The organism is Parvibaculum sp. (genome assembly GCF_045863935.1).
In the GTDB taxonomy this organism is placed as follows: Bacteria; Pseudomonadota; Alphaproteobacteria; order Parvibaculales; family Parvibaculaceae; genus Parvibaculum.
Genome location: NZ_BTVP01000022.1, coordinates 43580 through 58581 on the forward strand (window position 1 = coordinate 43580; position 15002 = coordinate 58581).

At 63.6% G+C, this 15002-nt stretch carries 17 protein-coding genes; 11 read left to right on the forward strand and 6 right to left on the reverse strand.

What is annotated here, in order from left to right; genetic code table 11:
* Positions 1 to 33 precede the first annotated feature (33 nt).
* From rbfA to ACKUUH_RS10800, 5 genes are all read left to right on the forward strand, one after another.
* Positions 34 to 459, forward strand: coding sequence for a 30S ribosome-binding factor RbfA (gene rbfA, locus ACKUUH_RS10780; protein ID WP_407949923.1), 426 nt, complete (start codon positions 34 to 36; stop codon positions 457 to 459).
* Positions 460 to 464: 5 nt separating this feature from the next.
* Positions 465 to 1388 (forward strand): tRNA pseudouridine(55) synthase TruB, encoded by a 924-nt coding sequence (gene truB, locus ACKUUH_RS10785; RefSeq protein WP_407949924.1) that lies wholly within the window; start codon positions 465 to 467, stop codon positions 1386 to 1388.
* A gap of 11 nt (positions 1389 to 1399) precedes the next feature.
* Entirely contained in the window at positions 1400 to 1669 is a 270-nt protein-coding gene (rpsO, locus tag ACKUUH_RS10790) for a 30S ribosomal protein S15 (RefSeq protein ID WP_407949925.1), read from the forward strand.
* A gap of 316 nt (positions 1670 to 1985) precedes the next feature.
* Positions 1986 to 4175, forward strand: coding sequence for a polyribonucleotide nucleotidyltransferase (gene pnp / locus ACKUUH_RS10795; RefSeq protein ID WP_407949926.1), 2190 nt, complete (start codon positions 1986 to 1988; stop codon positions 4173 to 4175).
* A gap of 78 nt (positions 4176 to 4253) precedes the next feature.
* Complete coding sequence (locus ACKUUH_RS10800) at positions 4254 to 4868, forward strand: DUF4893 domain-containing protein (RefSeq protein ID WP_407949927.1); 615 nt, start codon at positions 4254 to 4256, stop codon at positions 4866 to 4868.
* Between the two features lie 6 nt (positions 4869 to 4874).
* Here ACKUUH_RS10800 and fabI read toward each other — a convergent pair whose 3' ends face one another.
* The 3 genes from fabI to fabA all read right to left on the reverse strand — a co-directional run bounded on the left by fabI (position 4875) and on the right by fabA (position 7607).
* Entirely contained in the window at positions 4875 to 5738 is an 864-nt protein-coding gene (gene fabI, locus ACKUUH_RS10805) for an enoyl-ACP reductase FabI (RefSeq protein WP_407949928.1), read from the reverse strand.
* Between the two features lie 69 nt (positions 5739 to 5807).
* A complete protein-coding gene (fabB, locus tag ACKUUH_RS10810; protein WP_407949929.1) occupies positions 5808 to 7034 on the reverse strand; it encodes a beta-ketoacyl-ACP synthase I in 1227 nt (408 codons plus the stop codon).
* A 54-nt stretch (positions 7035 to 7088) separates the two neighbouring features.
* Entirely contained in the window at positions 7089 to 7607 is a 519-nt protein-coding gene (gene fabA, locus ACKUUH_RS10815; protein WP_407949930.1) for a 3-hydroxyacyl-[acyl-carrier-protein] dehydratase FabA, read from the reverse strand.
* A 312-nt stretch (positions 7608 to 7919) separates the two neighbouring features.
* Between fabA and irrA the strand changes: the two genes are divergently transcribed.
* The 4 genes from irrA (at position 7920) to ACKUUH_RS10835 (ending at position 11015) form a co-directional block, all read left to right on the forward strand.
* Positions 7920 to 8345, forward strand: coding sequence for an iron response transcriptional regulator IrrA (irrA, locus tag ACKUUH_RS10820; RefSeq protein WP_407949931.1), 426 nt, complete (start codon positions 7920 to 7922; stop codon positions 8343 to 8345).
* A gap of 172 nt (positions 8346 to 8517) precedes the next feature.
* Positions 8518 to 8940, forward strand: a complete 423-nt coding sequence (locus ACKUUH_RS10825) for a rubrerythrin family protein (RefSeq protein ID WP_322312481.1) — start codon at positions 8518 to 8520, stop codon at positions 8938 to 8940.
* Positions 8941 to 9027: 87 nt separating this feature from the next.
* Positions 9028 to 10386 (forward strand): heterodisulfide reductase-related iron-sulfur binding cluster, encoded by a 1359-nt coding sequence (locus ACKUUH_RS10830; protein ID WP_407949932.1) that lies wholly within the window; start codon positions 9028 to 9030, stop codon positions 10384 to 10386.
* A 44-nt stretch (positions 10387 to 10430) separates the two neighbouring features.
* Positions 10431 to 11015: a DUF3501 family protein gene (locus tag ACKUUH_RS10835; RefSeq protein ID WP_407949933.1), complete on the forward strand. Its 585-nt coding sequence runs from the start codon at positions 10431 to 10433 to the stop codon at positions 11013 to 11015.
* Between the two features lie 18 nt (positions 11016 to 11033).
* Here ACKUUH_RS10835 and ACKUUH_RS10840 read toward each other — a convergent pair whose 3' ends face one another.
* A complete protein-coding gene (locus ACKUUH_RS10840) occupies positions 11034 to 11483 on the reverse strand; it encodes an SH3 domain-containing protein (RefSeq protein WP_407949934.1) in 450 nt (149 codons plus the stop codon).
* A gap of 293 nt (positions 11484 to 11776) precedes the next feature.
* On the opposite strand from ACKUUH_RS10840, the gene ACKUUH_RS10845 reads away from it, so the two are divergent.
* A complete protein-coding gene (locus ACKUUH_RS10845) occupies positions 11777 to 12769 on the forward strand; it encodes a 2-hydroxyacid dehydrogenase (protein WP_407949935.1) in 993 nt (330 codons plus the stop codon).
* A 9-nt stretch (positions 12770 to 12778) separates the two neighbouring features.
* Here the strand turns inward: ACKUUH_RS10845 and ACKUUH_RS10850 are convergent, their stop codons facing one another.
* Positions 12779 to 13585 carry a HesA/MoeB/ThiF family protein gene (locus ACKUUH_RS10850; RefSeq protein WP_407949936.1) on the reverse strand — a complete coding sequence of 269 codons (807 nt, stop codon included), beginning with the start codon at positions 13583 to 13585 and terminating at the stop codon, positions 12779 to 12781.
* A gap of 211 nt (positions 13586 to 13796) precedes the next feature.
* Between ACKUUH_RS10850 and ACKUUH_RS10855 the strand changes: the two genes are divergently transcribed.
* The gene (locus ACKUUH_RS10855) at positions 13797 to 14099 is read left to right on the forward strand and encodes a phasin family protein (RefSeq protein ID WP_407949937.1); all 303 of its coding nucleotides are present in this window, start codon (positions 13797 to 13799) and stop codon (positions 14097 to 14099) included.
* 6 nt (positions 14100 to 14105) lie between these two features.
* On the opposite strand, the gene ACKUUH_RS10860 is transcribed toward ACKUUH_RS10855, so the two are convergent.
* A complete protein-coding gene (locus ACKUUH_RS10860; protein WP_407949938.1) occupies positions 14106 to 14906 on the reverse strand; it encodes a thioesterase family protein in 801 nt (266 codons plus the stop codon).
* Positions 14907 to 15002 lie beyond the last annotated feature (96 nt).

The following is a 15002-nucleotide window of genomic DNA, read 5'->3' on the forward strand; positions in this document are numbered from 1 at the left end:
CCGGGGGACTGGCGGAAGCTGGGCGCACAAGCCATGCAGAGAAGATCCGGATCGAACAAGAGCCGTCAGGGCTCCAATGCGCCGAGCCAGCGCCAGTTGCGCGCGGGCGAGCTCGTGCGCCGCGCGCTTGCCGACATCGTCTCGCGCAGCACGATCCGCGACCCCGAACTCGCCGATCGCAGCTTTTCGGTAACGGAAGTGCGCATGAGCCCGGATCTTCGCCATGCAACCTGTTTCGTCGCGCCGCTCGGCCATGGCGATGCCGAGGCGCTCGCCGCCGCGCTGACGCGCGTGCGTGCCTGGCTCCGCGGGCAGCTCTCGAAGGAAGTCACCTTCAAGTTCATGCCCGACCTCAGCTTCGAGCCCGATACCTCCTTCGACAATGCCGAGGCGATCGACCGCCTGCTTCATTCGCCCGAAGTGGCGCGCGACCTGCCCCGCGACGAAGACGAGGACTGAGCCCGATGTCCCGCCGCAAGAAGGGCGAGGCCGTCACCGGCTGGGTCGTCGTCGACAAGCCGTTGGGTCCGACCTCCTCCGACGTCGTGAACCGCGTCCGCCGCGCCTTCAATGCGCAGAAGGCGGGCCATGCTGGCACGCTCGATCCGCTGGCGACCGGCATTCTGCCCATCGCGCTCGGCGAGGCGACCAAGACCGTCCCCTTCATTATCGACGCCGTAAAGGGCTACCGCTTTACCATCCGCTTTGGCGAGGCGACGCTCACCCATGACGCCGAGGGGGAGGTGACGGAAACGAGCGCCCAACGCCCTTCCGACGCCGAAATCGAGGCGGCACTACCCGCCTTCACAGGCGAAATCGAGCAGGTTCCCCCGGCTTTTTCCGCCATCAAGATCGACGGCGAGCGCGCCTATGCCCGCGCCCGCGCCGGGGAGGAGGTGGTCATGGAGGCCCGCCGGGTCACGATCCATGAAATCGCCCTGGTGAGCCGCCCCGGCCCGGACCATGCCGAGCTTGAAATCCTTTGCAGTAAAGGCACTTACGTCCGTTCGTTGGCCCGCGACCTGGCGCTGGCGCTCGGCACCGTCGGCCATGTTTCGGCGCTCCGGCGGACCCGTCACGGCCCCTTCCGGGAAGCGGCCGCAATTCCGCTGGATAAACTCTGCGCCTTGGGCCATATTGCGCCCGCTCTTGGACCCAGGGTCCATCTGCTGCCGCTTGAGACCGCGCTGGACGACATCCCGGCGATGGCCGTGAGCGGGGAAGATGCAGCCCGTTTGAGAAAGGGTCAGGGAGTTTTGTTGCGCGGGCGCGACGCACCCATCCTTTCTGGATCGGTTCTGGCGACCCACCGGGGTGACCCGGTGGCCCTCACCGAATACCGGCAGGGTGAGCTTCGTCCCGTGCGTGTTTTCAACCTCGCAAACTGAGGAGAAATCCGATGTCGATTACGCCGGAGCGCAAAGCTCAGCTCATCAAGGAATTTGCCGGCAAGGACGGCGATACCGGCTCCCCCGAGGTGCAGGTCGCGATCCTGACCGAGCGTATCACCAACCTCACCGAACACTTCAAGGGCCACGCGAAGGACAATCATTCGCGCCGCGGCCTGCTGAAGATGGTGAGCCTGCGCCGCAGCCTTCTCGACTATGTGAAGAAGAAGGACCAGGCGCGTTACGAAAAGCTGATCTCCCGTCTGGGGATTCGGCGGTAACGGGGTGCTTGGTGCCCCAACGGTTTTGCTTTGCACGGCGCCTGCCCGAAGGTTCCTGTTGGAACTCGACGGGCGGGCGTGTGTTTTTCAAGGCCGTGAGTAAGGAGACATTCGTCCGTTAACGGACGATCTCTCGAGGAAGAACCCGCAACCCCTGTCTCTGGGTTCCGGGTTTTGCGCGGACCGCGCAGCGCATTCGGCGCATCCCCGAAAGACCGTCCGATTTGTCCGGCCGCGATATGAGCGGCAGAAAAGCGGCCGCCGCATGATGGTGGATGAACGCATGGATAGCGGGGCCGCGGAACAGGAAACCGATATGTTTGAAATCACACGCGAAGAAATCGAATGGGGCGGTCGTACGCTCGTTCTCGAAACGGGCAAGATCGCCCGCCAGGCCGACGGCGCAGTGCTCGCGACCTATGGCGAGACCACGGTGCTGGCGACGGTCGTCGGCGAACGCAAGCCGAAGCCGGGGCTCGATTTCTTCCCCCTCACCGTGAACTACCAGGAAAAGACTTACGCCGCCGGCAAGATTCCCGGTGGCTTCTTCAAGCGCGAAGGCCGTCCGAGCGAAAAGGAAACGCTTGTCTCGCGCCTGATCGACCGTCCGATCCGTCCGCTTTTCATCAAGGGCTTCAAGAATGAAACCCAGGTGATCGCGACCGTCGTCAGCCACGACATGGAAAACGATCCCGATATCGTCGCGATGGTTGCGGTGTCCGCCGCCCTGACGATCTCGGGGCTGCCCTTCCTCGGGCCGATCGGCGCTGCGCGCGTCGGCTACATCGACGGTGAGTACAAGCTCAACCCGATGATCGACGAGATGCCCGAAAGCGCTCTCGACCTCGTCGTCGCCGGCACGTCGGATGCCGTGATGATGGTGGAATCGGAAGCGAAAGAGCTCTCCGAAGACGTCATGCTCGGCGCCGTCATGTTCGGTCATCGCGAGTTCCAGCCGGTGATCGACATGATCATCCGCCTGGCCGAGAAATGCGCCAAGGAGCCGCGCGCCATCGATGTGAAGGACAATTCGGAGCTGGTCTCCAAGGTCCGTTCGCTCGTCGAAGGCGATCTCCGCGCGGCCTACGGTCTTCGTGACAAGGGCCAGCGCCACGAAGCGATTTCCAAGGCGAAGGACAAGGCCAAGACCGCCTTCTGCAATCCCGACAACGCGGACGCCGTGCCGGAAACGGAAATTGGCGGCGTCTTCAAGGAGATCGAAAGCGACATCGTGCGCAACTCGATCCTCGACACCAAGAGCCGTATCGACGGCCGCGATCTCGAAACGGTCCGTCCGATCGTCTCGGAAGTGGGCGTTCTCCCGCGCACCCATGGCTCGGCTCTCTTCACCCGCGGCGAGACGCAGGCCCTTGTGGTTGCGACCCTCGGCACGGGCGACGACGAGCAGTTCATCGACGCGCTGGAAGGCACCTACAAGGAAAACTTCCTGCTGCACTACAACTTCCCGCCCTTCTCGGTCGGCGAGACCGGCCGCGTCGGCTTCACGGGCCGCCGCGAAGTCGGTCACGGCAAGCTCGCCTGGCGCGCGCTGCGTGCGGTGCTTCCGGCTAAGACCGAGTTCCCCTACACGATCCGTCTCGTCTCCGAGATCACGGAATCGAACGGCTCGTCCTCCATGGCGACCGTTTGCGGCTCCTCGCTCGCGATGATGGATGCGGGCGTACCGCTGAAGCGCGCCGTGGCGGGCATCGCCATGGGCCTCATCCTCGAGGGTGAGCGCTTCGCCGTCCTCTCCGACATTCTCGGCGACGAGGATCACCTGGGCGACATGGACTTCAAGGTGGCGGGCACGGCAGAAGGCGTGACCTCGCTCCAGATGGACATCAAGATCACTGGCATCAACGAGGCCATCATGAAGCAGGCCCTCGCTCAGGCGAAGGGCGGCCGCATGCATATCCTCGGCGAGATGGCGAAAGCCCTCGACACGGCGCGCCCCGAAATGGGCGAACATGCGCCGCGCATCGAGGTGATCACCGTTCCGACCGACAAGATCCGCGAAGTCATCGGCACGGGCGGCAAGGTCATCCGTGAGATCGTGGAAAAGACCGGTGCCAAGGTCGACATCTCCGACGACGGTACGATCAAGGTGGCTTCTTCGGACGCCACGTCGATCAAGGCCGCGATCGACTGGATCAGGGGCATCGTCGCCGAACCGGAACTCGGTGCGATCTATGAAGGCACGGTCGTGAAGGTCGTCGATTTCGGCGCCTTCGTGAACTTCTTCGGTCCCCGCGACGGTCTCGTGCACATCTCGCAAATGGCGCCGAACCGCGTGGAGCAGGTCTCCGACATCGTCAAGGAAGGCGACAAGGTCAAGGTGAAGCTTCTCGGCTTCGACGATCGCGGCAAGGTCCGCCTGTCGATGAAGCATGTGAACCAGGAGACGGGCGAAGAGATCGTTTATGAAAACGAGCCCGCCGAGCAGCCCCGCGAAAAGCGCGAAGGCGGCGGTGGCGGCCGTGGCCGCCGTCGCGACCGCGACTGATCTTTCGACATAAAGTCGCTAGAATTCCGGGGTCGGATGGGTCAGCCATCCGGCCCCGTTTTCTTTTGGGAGACATTCATGCGCCTCGCTCTGCTCGCAGCTCTTGTTTCATTCGCGGCTTTGCCCGCGCTTGCCGACGAAGCGCCCGACTGGCGAAGTCACGCGACGCCGCGCGATCTCGACCGTCTGGACCGCTACGAGGACGCGGTAACGAAGGGCATGATGGAGTCGCGTGTCGCGGGTGAGGAGAACGGCACCTACAACGAACTCGTCTCCGTCATGGAGGCGGAGACCGTCGCCGCCGATCCTGAAAGGCTGGAAGGCCAGTGGAACTGCCGCACCATCAAGGCGGGCGGGTCCTTCGCGGGCTTCGTCGTCTATGGCTGGTTCCGCTGCGAGGTGGTCGCGCGCGAAGGCCGGCTCTTCTTCGAGAAGCTCTCAGGCTCTCAGCGGGTGTCGGGTTATCTCTATCCGCGTGACGAAAAAAGCTGGGTGCTGCTTGCAACGCCGAACGAGGGACATTCCGGTCCCATCCGCGACTATTCCGGCCCGGAAGGTGGCGTCACCGACCCGCAGCTTGTGGACGAACCCGCCATTGCGGCTCTGCTCGAAGACGGCCGCGCCCGCGCGGTCTTCCCCTGGCCGGAACTTGAATCGACCTTCAACGTGCTTGAGATGACGCGGCGAAAATAACGGGCCTCAGCCCTCGCCGTTCTCCATCTGCGCCTTCAGCTCTTCCGCGCGCGGAAGGCCGATGATGTTGTAGCCGCCATCGACGTGATGCACTTCGCCGGAAACGCGCACGGAAAGATCGGAGAGGAGATAGAGGCCCGCGCCGCCGACATGATCGAGTTCGATCGATTCCTTGATCGGCGCATGCGCCTTGTTCCACTTGAAGACGAAGCGCGCATCGCCGACCGCCGAGCCCGCCAGCGTCCGCATCGGGCCCGCCGAAATCGCATTCACGCGAATGCCGTGCCGGCCGAGATCGACCGCGAGATAGCGCACGCTCGCTTCGAGCGCGGCTTTCGCCACACCCATCACATTGTAGTTCGGCATGACGCGCGTCGAGCCGCCATAGGTGAGCGTCACCATGGAGCCGCCCCGCGTCATCAGTTTCGCCGCGCGCCGCGCCACATCCGTGAAGGAGAAGCAGGAAATATCCATCGTGCGCAGGAAGTTTTCGCGCGTCGTGTCGACATAGCGGCCCTTGAGCTCGTTCTTGTCGGAATGCGCGATGGCATGGACGACGAAGTCGAGCACGCCCCATTCCTTTTCAAGCGTCGCGAAAACGGAATCGAGGCTCGCCGGGTCCGTCACGTCGCAGGGCAGCAGCAGGTTCGATCCCGCCGACTCCGCGAGCGGCTTCACGCGCCGTCCGAAGCTTTCGCCCTGATAGGTGAAGGCGAGTTCCGCCCCATGCGCCGCGAGCGCGCGCGCGATGCCCCAGGCGATCGAATGATCGTTCGCCACGCCCATGATGAGGCCGCGTTTGCCCTTCATCAGCGGGCCGGTCAGAACCAGCGCTTCCTCGCCCGCCTTTTCGCCATCGGAACCGTGCATGCGTCGTTTATTCCCCGTTTTGTCCGGCCACGTTCCCGGAAGACTTCCGGTTACGCTCCCCCGGCCGGTTCACCCGTTATATCGGTGCAGAGCCAGCGTCGCGTTCGTGCCGCCGAAGCCGAAGCTGTTCGTGATCGCGAGATTGATGTCGGCATTGTCGATCCGCTCGCGCACGATATTCGCCTCCGCGACAGCGGGGTCGATCTCGTCGATATTCGCGCTCGCCGCGATGAAGCCCGACTGCATCATGAGCAGCGTATAGATCGTCTCGTGCACGCCGGCTGCGCCCTGCGCATGGCCGGTGAGCGATTTCGTCGCGCTGATCGGCGGCGTCTTTGCGCCGAAGACTTCATGGATCGCCTTGATCTCGGGAATGTCGCCGACCGGCGTCGAGGTCGCATGCGGATTGATATAGTCGACGGGCGCCTTCACGTTTTCCAGCGCCATCTTCATGCAGCGCACCGCGCCTTCGCCCGATGGCGCCACCATGTCCGCGCCGTCCGCCGTCGCGCCATAGCCGACGATTTCGGCATAGATCTTCGCGCCGCGCGCCTTGGCGTGTTCGAGTTCCTCGAGCACGACGATGCCGCCGCCGCCTGTGATGACGAAGCCGTCGCGATCCTTGTCATAGGCGCGGCTTGCCTTTTCCGGCGTGTCGTTGCGCTTGGACGACATTGCGCCCATCGCGTCGAAGAGCACGGAAAGCGTCCAGTCGAGTTCCTCGCCGCCGCCCGCGAACATCATGTCCTGCTTGCGCCACTGGATCATCTCCGCCGCATTGCCGATGCAATTGGCCGAGGTCGAGCAGGCAGAGCTGATCGAATAGTTGACGCCCTTCGTCTTGAACCAGGTCGAAAGGTTCGCCGAGCAGGTCGAAGACATCGCCTTCGGCACGGCGAAGGGGCCGACCTTCTTCGGGCCTTTCACGGGCTCGCTCCGCGCCATGTCGGCGGCGGCAACGATGGCGCGCGTCGAAGGGCCGCCGGAACCGACGATGAGCCCCGTGCGCGGATTGCTGACATCGCTCTCTTCAAGGCCCGCATCGGCAATCGCCTGGTTCATCGCGATCCAGGCATAGGCCGCGCCGTCGCCCATGAAGCGCCGCGCGCGCCGGTCCACCGCCTCGTCGAGGTCGATCTTCAGGCTGCCATGCACCTGGCTGCGAAAGCCCATCTCGGCGTAAGTGTCCGCCTTCACGATGCCGGATCTGCCTTCGCGAAGGCTCGCCGTCACCTCCTGCGCATTGTTCCCGATGCTGGAGACGATACCCATGCCCGTGACGACCACTCGCCTCATGGCAGCCTCTCTTTCACTTCAATCCAGTGTTTGTCCTGTGTCGCGCCGTCTCTGTCAGGCCGGCTGCCCTTCGGCTTGCAGTCCGACTTTCATGTCGTTGATGGTGAAGGCCAGTTCGCCATCGGCCAGAATGGTGCAGTCGGCAACGCCGACCACCAGCCGGCGGTTCACGACACGCTTGAGCTGAATAATGTATTCGATCTTTTTGATGGCGGGCGTCACCATGGCGGAGAATTTCACTTCGCCCACGCCGACTGCGCGTCCCTTGCCCTTGCCGCCGATCCAGCCGAGGAAAAAACCGAGCAGCTGCCAGGCACCGTCGAGGCCGAGGCAACCCGGCATGATCGGGTCTCCTTCGAAATGGCAGGGGAAGAACCAGAGATCCGGCTTGATGTCGAATTCGGCCTTGATGAGGCCCTTGCCGTGTTCGCCGCCTTCATCCGAAATATGGGTGATGCGATCGATCATCAGCATGGGGGGCAGGGGCAGCTGCGCGTTACCGGGGCCGAACAGCCGGCCATGCCCGCATTCGAGCAAATCTTCGTAGGAATATGCCGACTTCTGCTCCGCCATCTCCATCCGCTCAACAAAAGGCCCGATCCGCATCTGCCGGCGCTCGCCGTGGTGCTATCCGGAGCCGTCCTCACTTTGGGACGGCTTTTGCCGTCCCGGTTTCCTCGCCTTCTGCGCTTCGTAACACACCCTTGGGCCGCCGCAAACCCTTGGCTTACGGGCATTTAGCGCCCGCCATGGCAGCCGCCGCGCCCTTGACAAACCTATGACGCACACACTATCTATTTGTTTGTAACGATTACAAACTGCACCCTTTAATTCGCCTTCTATACGAAACGGATCGGGCCGCCGGAAACCAGAGGACGAAAGTTCGTGACGCAGGAAAGACCCTACGCACAGACGCTCAACAGGCTGCGGGAGGCCGGATTGCGCCCCACCCGCCAGCGCCTGGCGCTGGGCCGCCTTCTGTTCGACGGCGGCGACCGCCACGTGACGGCCGAAGCGCTCCATGACGAGGCGCAGAAGGCGGGCGTGAGCGTTTCTCTCGCCACCGTCTACAACACGCTGCACCAGTTCACGGGCGTCGGCCTCCTCCGCGAGGTCGTGGTGGACAGCTCGCGCACCTATTTCGACACCAATACGGATGACCACCATCACTTCTTCATTGAGAAGGATGGGGCGCTGATGGATATCGCCGGCGACGATGTGATGATCGGCCGTCTGCCGCCTGCTCCCGAAGGCATGGATGTGGCGCGCGTGGACGTGATCGTGCGTCTGCATGATCGCACTCGTAACTAATAATTCCTCGCAAAAACAAGCGCTAAAAAGATTGTTTGGAGATATTCCAAACTGTTGACCTGTGTCGCAGGCGGGCATAGGATTGCGCCGAATCCCCCATCCGGCCCGGCCTTCCGGGCCCCTCGCGGCCGCATGGATGAACCGTCAGACACAACAGGTGAGGAGCAAGATCATGACATCGCTTTCCGGTACCAAGACCTGGGAAAACCTCAAGGAGGCTTTCGCGGGCGAGAGCCAGGCCAACCGCCGCTATCTCTATTTCGCTCAGAAGGCCGACGTTGAAGGCTTCAACGACGTCGCGGCCGTGTTCCGCTCGACTGCCGAGGGCGAGACGGGCCACGCTCACGGCCATCTCGAATTCCTCGAGGAAGTCGGCGACCCGGCGACGGGCGAGCCCATCGGCGGCACCGACAAGAACCTCAAGGCCGCGATTGCCGGCGAGACGCACGAATACACCGACATGTATCCGGGCATGGCGCGCACCGCGCGCGAAGAGGGCTTCGACGAGATCGCCGACTGGTTCGAAACGCTCGCCAAGGCCGAGAAGAGCCATGCCGGCCGTTTCCAGAAGGCGCTCGACAGCCTCAACGGCTGATCGCGTCCCGCATTCGAAGCGGAGGGACTTCCGTCCCTCCGCTCCCCGTCTCTCGACGTTTCAACTTTGCGCTGGGGACCTTGGCCGATGAGCAGCCCGAAAGAAGGCAGTACCGAAGCACCGACCCGCCACCCCCTCGATTGGCACAACCCCGAGTTCTACGATCTCGAAAAACTCGATGAGGAGATGCGCCGCGTCTTCGACATCTGCCACGGTTGCCGCCGCTGCTTCAATCTCTGCGACAGCTTCCCGCGCCTTTTCGATCTGATCGACGAAAGCCCGACCGGCGAACTCGACGAGGTGAAGTCGGCCGACTTCGCTCCCGTCGTCGAGGCCTGCACGCTTTGCGACATGTGCTTCATGACGAAGTGCCCTTACGTGCCGCCGCATGAATTCAATCTCGATTTCCCGCATCTGATGCTTCGCTACCGTGCGGCCGAAGCGAAGGCGAAGGGTGGCTATCCTTTCGTTCCCGGTCAGCTCGCACAGACTGACCGCAACGGCACGCTCGCCGCGCCCGTCGCCCCGCTCGCGAACTGGGGTTCCTCGCGCGGCAACAAGCTGACGCGCCCGGCGCTCGAAGCGGTCGCCGGCATCGACGCCCGCGCCGAATTGCCGAAGTTCCACGGGCAAACCTTCACGCGCCGCGCGAAGAAGCAGGACGCATCGGGCGCCGCCGCGCCGAAGGACGCGCCCGCCAGGGGCCGCAAGGCTGTCCTTTTCGCAACCTGTTTCGTCAACTACAACAACCCGAAGGTCGGCGAGGCCGCGCGCCTCGTCCTCGCGCATAACGGCGTCGAAACCGAAGTCGCCTATCCCGGCTGTTGCGGCATGCCCTTCCTCGAGCAGGGCAACATCGAGAAAGTCGCCGCCCAGGCGGAAAAGGTCGCAAAGGATATGTGCGCCTGGATCGACAAGGGCTACGACATCATCACGCTCACCGCTTCCTGCGGTCTCATGTTCAAGTTCGAATGGCCGCTCATTCTTCCAGACAGCGAAGACGTGAAGAGGCTCTCCGCCGCGACGCGCGACATTGACGAATATGTCGTCGACATCGCGAAGAAGGAGGGGCTCGCGCCGGGCCTGAAGCCGGTCGAAGGCGGTGTCACGGCGCATCTCGCCTGTCATGCCCGCGCGCAGAACATGGGCGCGAAGTCGGCCGAGATGATGCGTCTTATCCCCGATCTCAAGCTCGACATCGTCGAGCGATGCTCCGGCCACGGAGGAACCTTCGGGGTGATGAAGGAAACCTTCGAGGTCGCCATGAAGGTTGGCAAGACCGCCTCGCGCAACGTCGCCAAGACCGGCAACAAGTATGTGACGTCGGATTGTCCGCTGGCCGCGAAGCATCTCGTGCACGAGATCGAGACGCTGAACGAGCCGGCACCTCCGGCGCCTTATCACCCGATCGAGATCATGGCGCGCGCCTGGGGCTTGATCCAGTAAAGCGGGGGTCCACTCTTCTGTAGAAGGCTCGAAAGATGACTGCGATGAAAAAAGAAATCACACCCGCCGATATTCTCCCCTACGAGACCTATGCGAAGGAGCGCAAGGAGCGCCGCGCGGCGATCACGGCGATGAAGAAGAACCGCCGCGTCGAAGTCGGGCCCTACGCCACCTTCTACTTCGAGAACTACGACACGATGTTCCAGCAGATTCAGGAAATGCTGCACATCGAAAAGGGCGGCGCCGAACAGCTCGAAGACGAACTGCGCGCCTACAATCCGCTGATCCCGCAGGGCAACGAACTCGTTGCCACGATCATGTTCGAGATCAACGATCCCGTGCGCCGCGACAAGTTCCTGCGCGCGATCACCTGGGTCGAAAAGCATCTCTACATCGATGTCGGCGGCGAGAAGGTCGCGGGCGAAGCCGAAACGGATGTCGAGCGCACCAAGGCCGACGGCAAGACTTCATCCGTGCATTTCGTGCATTTCCGCTTCACGCCCGAACAGATCGCGAAGTTCCGCTTGCCCGAAACGCAGGTCATGGTCGTCATCGCACACGAAAATTATCACCACATGGCGGTGATGCAGCCGCAGGTGAAGGAAGCCCTGGCGAAGGACTTCGCCTGAGACAGGACTTCGCCCGGCCTACTCGAACTCTTCGCCCGGATAGACGCCCCACAGCGTTTCCTGCAGGACCCAGCCTTCGTAACCTCCGGTCTCGAGGTGGCACCATCGCGCCTTGCAGCTCTTCACCCGCGCCACAAGCCCCTTCTCGGCATAGGCGATGACGGGCGCGCCGTCGGCGGGTTCCTTGTGCAGCGCGACGGGAGCGCCATCCGCGGCGTCCATGATCGCCGTGCGCTCGCCATCCAGCATCGAATGCCAGATCCAGCCGCCATCGCCTTCATGGTCGCGGATGCGCCGCCAGTTGCTCGATTCCGCAATCACCTCGAGCGGCAGGCCGCTCTTGCGATAGACCCAGTCGATGGGAAAATCCGTGCCGGGTCCGCGGCGCACATTCGCGCGCCCGGATTTCAGGCTGACGAAGCGCGGCACGGGAAGCCCGGTCGCCGTCCCCGGCGTTCGTTCGGGCATGCCGCCTCGTTCCGCCGCGAGCGCCGCTACCGCGACGTGACCTTGCCCCGCGCCAAAGCCCATCCCCGCGGCGACGAGCGGCGCGCAAAGAAATGCGGCAGCGCAAAGCGCCGCGCGCCCTGCTCTCCCGTTCCGTCTCCTACTCGTATTGCCTGGCCTCTCCCGCATCTCTTCTTCTGCCCGTTGGCCCCCGCCGGCCGACTCACCGGATTTTGCCAGAAAATGGCGCAAACAACCGGATAAAACCTGATAAGAAGAGGCTCACCCCAGCCGGACTGCCGCCGGAGTATTTCATGACCGCCAAAAAACCGCTCGTCATCGTCACCCGCAAGCTGCCCGCCCCCATCGAGGCGCGCATGGGCGAGCTGTTCGATATCCGGTTGAATGCCGACGATCATCCCTTTTCCGCCGCCGAGCTGGCCACCGCGATCCGCGAGGCAGATGTTCTGGTCCCCACCGTAACCGACAGGATCGACGCGCGCCTTCTCTCCCAGGCGGGCGAAAACCTCCGCCTCATCGCGCAGTTCGGCACCGGCGTCGACAATATCGATGTCGAGACGGCCCGCCGTCGCGGCATTACGGTAACGAACACGCCAGGCGTGCTGACCGAAGATACCGCCGACATGACGATGGGCCTCATCCTCGCCGTGCCGCGCCGTCTCTCGGAAGGCGCGCGCTATCTCCGCGAACATGAAGGCCAGTGGCCGGGCTGGTCGCCCACCTGGATGCTCGGCCGCCGCCTCACGGGCAAACGCCTCGGCATCATCGGCATGGGCCGCATCGGCCAGGCGGTGGCGCGCCGCGCCAGGCCCTTCGGTCTCGAAATTCATTATCACAACAGGAAGCCCGCCAATGCCGTCATCGAGCAGGAGCTCGAGGCGCGCTTCTGGGAAAATCTCGACGACATGCTCGGCAAGGTCGACATCGTCTCGGTGAATTGCCCGCTGACGCCGCAGACCTTCCACCTCATCGACACGCGCCGCCTGAAGCTCATGAAGCCGGAGGCCTATATCGTCAACACCGCGCGCGGCGAGATCATCGACGAAAACGCGCTGATCCGCGCGCTGGAGGCGGGCGAACTCGCGGGCGCCGGCCTCGATGTCTTCGAGCGCGAACCGGCGGTGAACCCGCGTCTCCTCAAGCTGCCCAACGTCGTGCCCCTGCCGCATATGGGCTCGGCCACGATCGAGGGCCGCGTCGAGATGGGCGGCAAGGTCATCGTCAACATCAAGACCTTCATGGACGGCCACCGCCCGCCGGATCGCGTCATCCCCGCCATCATGTGAGGCGTCGCCTCACGCCGCGTGGATCGACAAATCCGTGATCGCCGGGTTCTCGCCGGTCAGCGGGTTCTTCGGATCCCATTTGAGCTTCACCGTCCGGAACCGCGTGTCGAGCGCGTCGTAGATCAGCAGCTTCCCCGCAAGGCTCGTTCCCGCGCCGGTAATCTCCTTGATGACTTCCAGCGCCTGCAGCGAGCCGACGACGCCGGTCAGCGCGCCCATCACGCCCGCTTCCTCGCAGGTCGGCACGGAGCCGGGCTCGGGCGTCGCGCCCACGAAGTCGCGATAATTCGGTTTCGGATTTCCCTCCACGTCGCGCTCGAAGGCCCGGAACGTCGCCACCTGTCCCTCGAACTGGCCGACGGCCGCCGACACCAGAGGCACCTTCGCGAAGTAGCAGGCATCGTTGACGAGAAACCGCGTCGCGAAATTATCGCAGCCGTCCGCCACCACGTCGTATTGGGAAATGATGCGCAGCGCGTTCGCGGCCGTCAGGCGCTCCTTGTGTTGAACGATCTTCACATCCGGGTTGATGCGTGCCGCCGCCGCCGCTGCGCTCTCCGTCTTCGCGCGGCCCACATCGGCAACGCCATGTACGATCTGGCGCTGCAGGTTCGACAGCGACACCGTGTCATTGTCCACGATGCCGATGGTCCCGACGCCCGCCGCCGCCAGATAGATGAGGCAGGGGCTTCCGAGCCCGCCCGCGCCCACGATCAGCACGCGCGCCTTGAGGAGCTTCTGCTGGCCGGGGCCACCGATCTCCTTCAGCACGATGTGCCGCGCATAGCGTTCCAGTTGTTCGTCGTTCAGTGCCATGGGCCCTCGCTCCGGTAGCTCCCTTTGCGCCACTCCGCCGCGCGAATGTCAATGGAGCGCCGCCGCTCTGCGGCTAATTTGCTGCATTAGCGAATAACGTCATGGAAATGCCCCCATTCTGCGCCATACTCCCTATTGCAGTGCGGCAGGGAAGCGCCCGGCTTGGCCGGCCCGCCGCAAGGGGGATGTCCTTTGACCACGAGGTGACCCGATGAACGATATGTCCCGCGAAATGATCGACGCCTTCACCGCTTCGGCCAACATGGCTGCGAGCGGCATCACGCGCATCAATGCCGAGCTCATGAATTTCGGCAAGACGCGCTTCGATACCGATGCCGCTACGGCCGAAGCCCTGCTCGGTGCGAAGTCCATGACCGACATGCTGGCTCTTCAGCGCGATTTCATGGTCGCGGCCTTCGAGGCCTATGCCGAGGAAACGGGCAAGCTCCGCGACATGACGATCGAACTGACCAACGAGATGGTCGAGCGCGTCGCGAAACCGCTGGCCGACTGAGGCGCCTCACATCGCCGGCAGCAGCACCACGCTCTGGCACGAGCGCCCGATGCGGCCATAGGCGTCGAAGATTTCCGATTCCGTCATCCCGCGCCCGTCGCCATGCCAGGTGCCGCGCTGCGCGATGCCGATCCACGGCCCTATCGGCGCGCGCGCCAGATGCAAGGAAAGGTCGGCATTCGGCCAGCCGCTGGCGTTCGGCCTTTCCCCGGCATCCGTCACGGTGAAGAGCGTCGACACGTCTGCAACCGCCATCGCCGCTGAAAAGGGCGTCGGGCTTTCGTGGAAGTCCCGCTTCAGCCGGATCCATTTCGCGCGCATGCCGTCCTCATGGGTCGCGTCGCGAATGTCGCAAAGATCGAGAAAGCCCTGGTTGGTATTGGTGGACTTGAAAAACGCGGGCCGCTCCCATTTCGCAAACGTCTCGGGATTGAAACCCGGCGCATCTGGCGCGCCCGGCAGGCCGGAAATGTCGAGCGGCTTCTGGAAGCAGGCGCTCGCCTTCGCCTGCAATTTCCCGCCCGCCCATAATTCGCTTTCGATGACGCTGGCGCGTCCCCCCTCGCGCAGCGGCGCGATCCGGCTCGAAATGCCATCAAGCGGCAGCGGTCTGAGCAGATAGAGATTGGCCGAGACGAGCGCGCCCCACCCCTTGCCTTCCGCCATCGCTTCCATTTCGCCGACGCAGAGCGCCGCCACCGCGCCGCCATGCATGCCGCCAAAAGGCCCTTGCACCTGCGGTTGCGCGCTCCACACATCGCCCTCGCGGCGGAAGACGGGCGGGTTGTCGATCGAAACTGCATTCATTGCATCGGCTCACATATGAAATTCGAAAACTATTCTTCCTTCCACCCTCCCCTCGGGATTCCTCTGCAAAAGAGGGTAGCGGCTGGCGTTGATTGA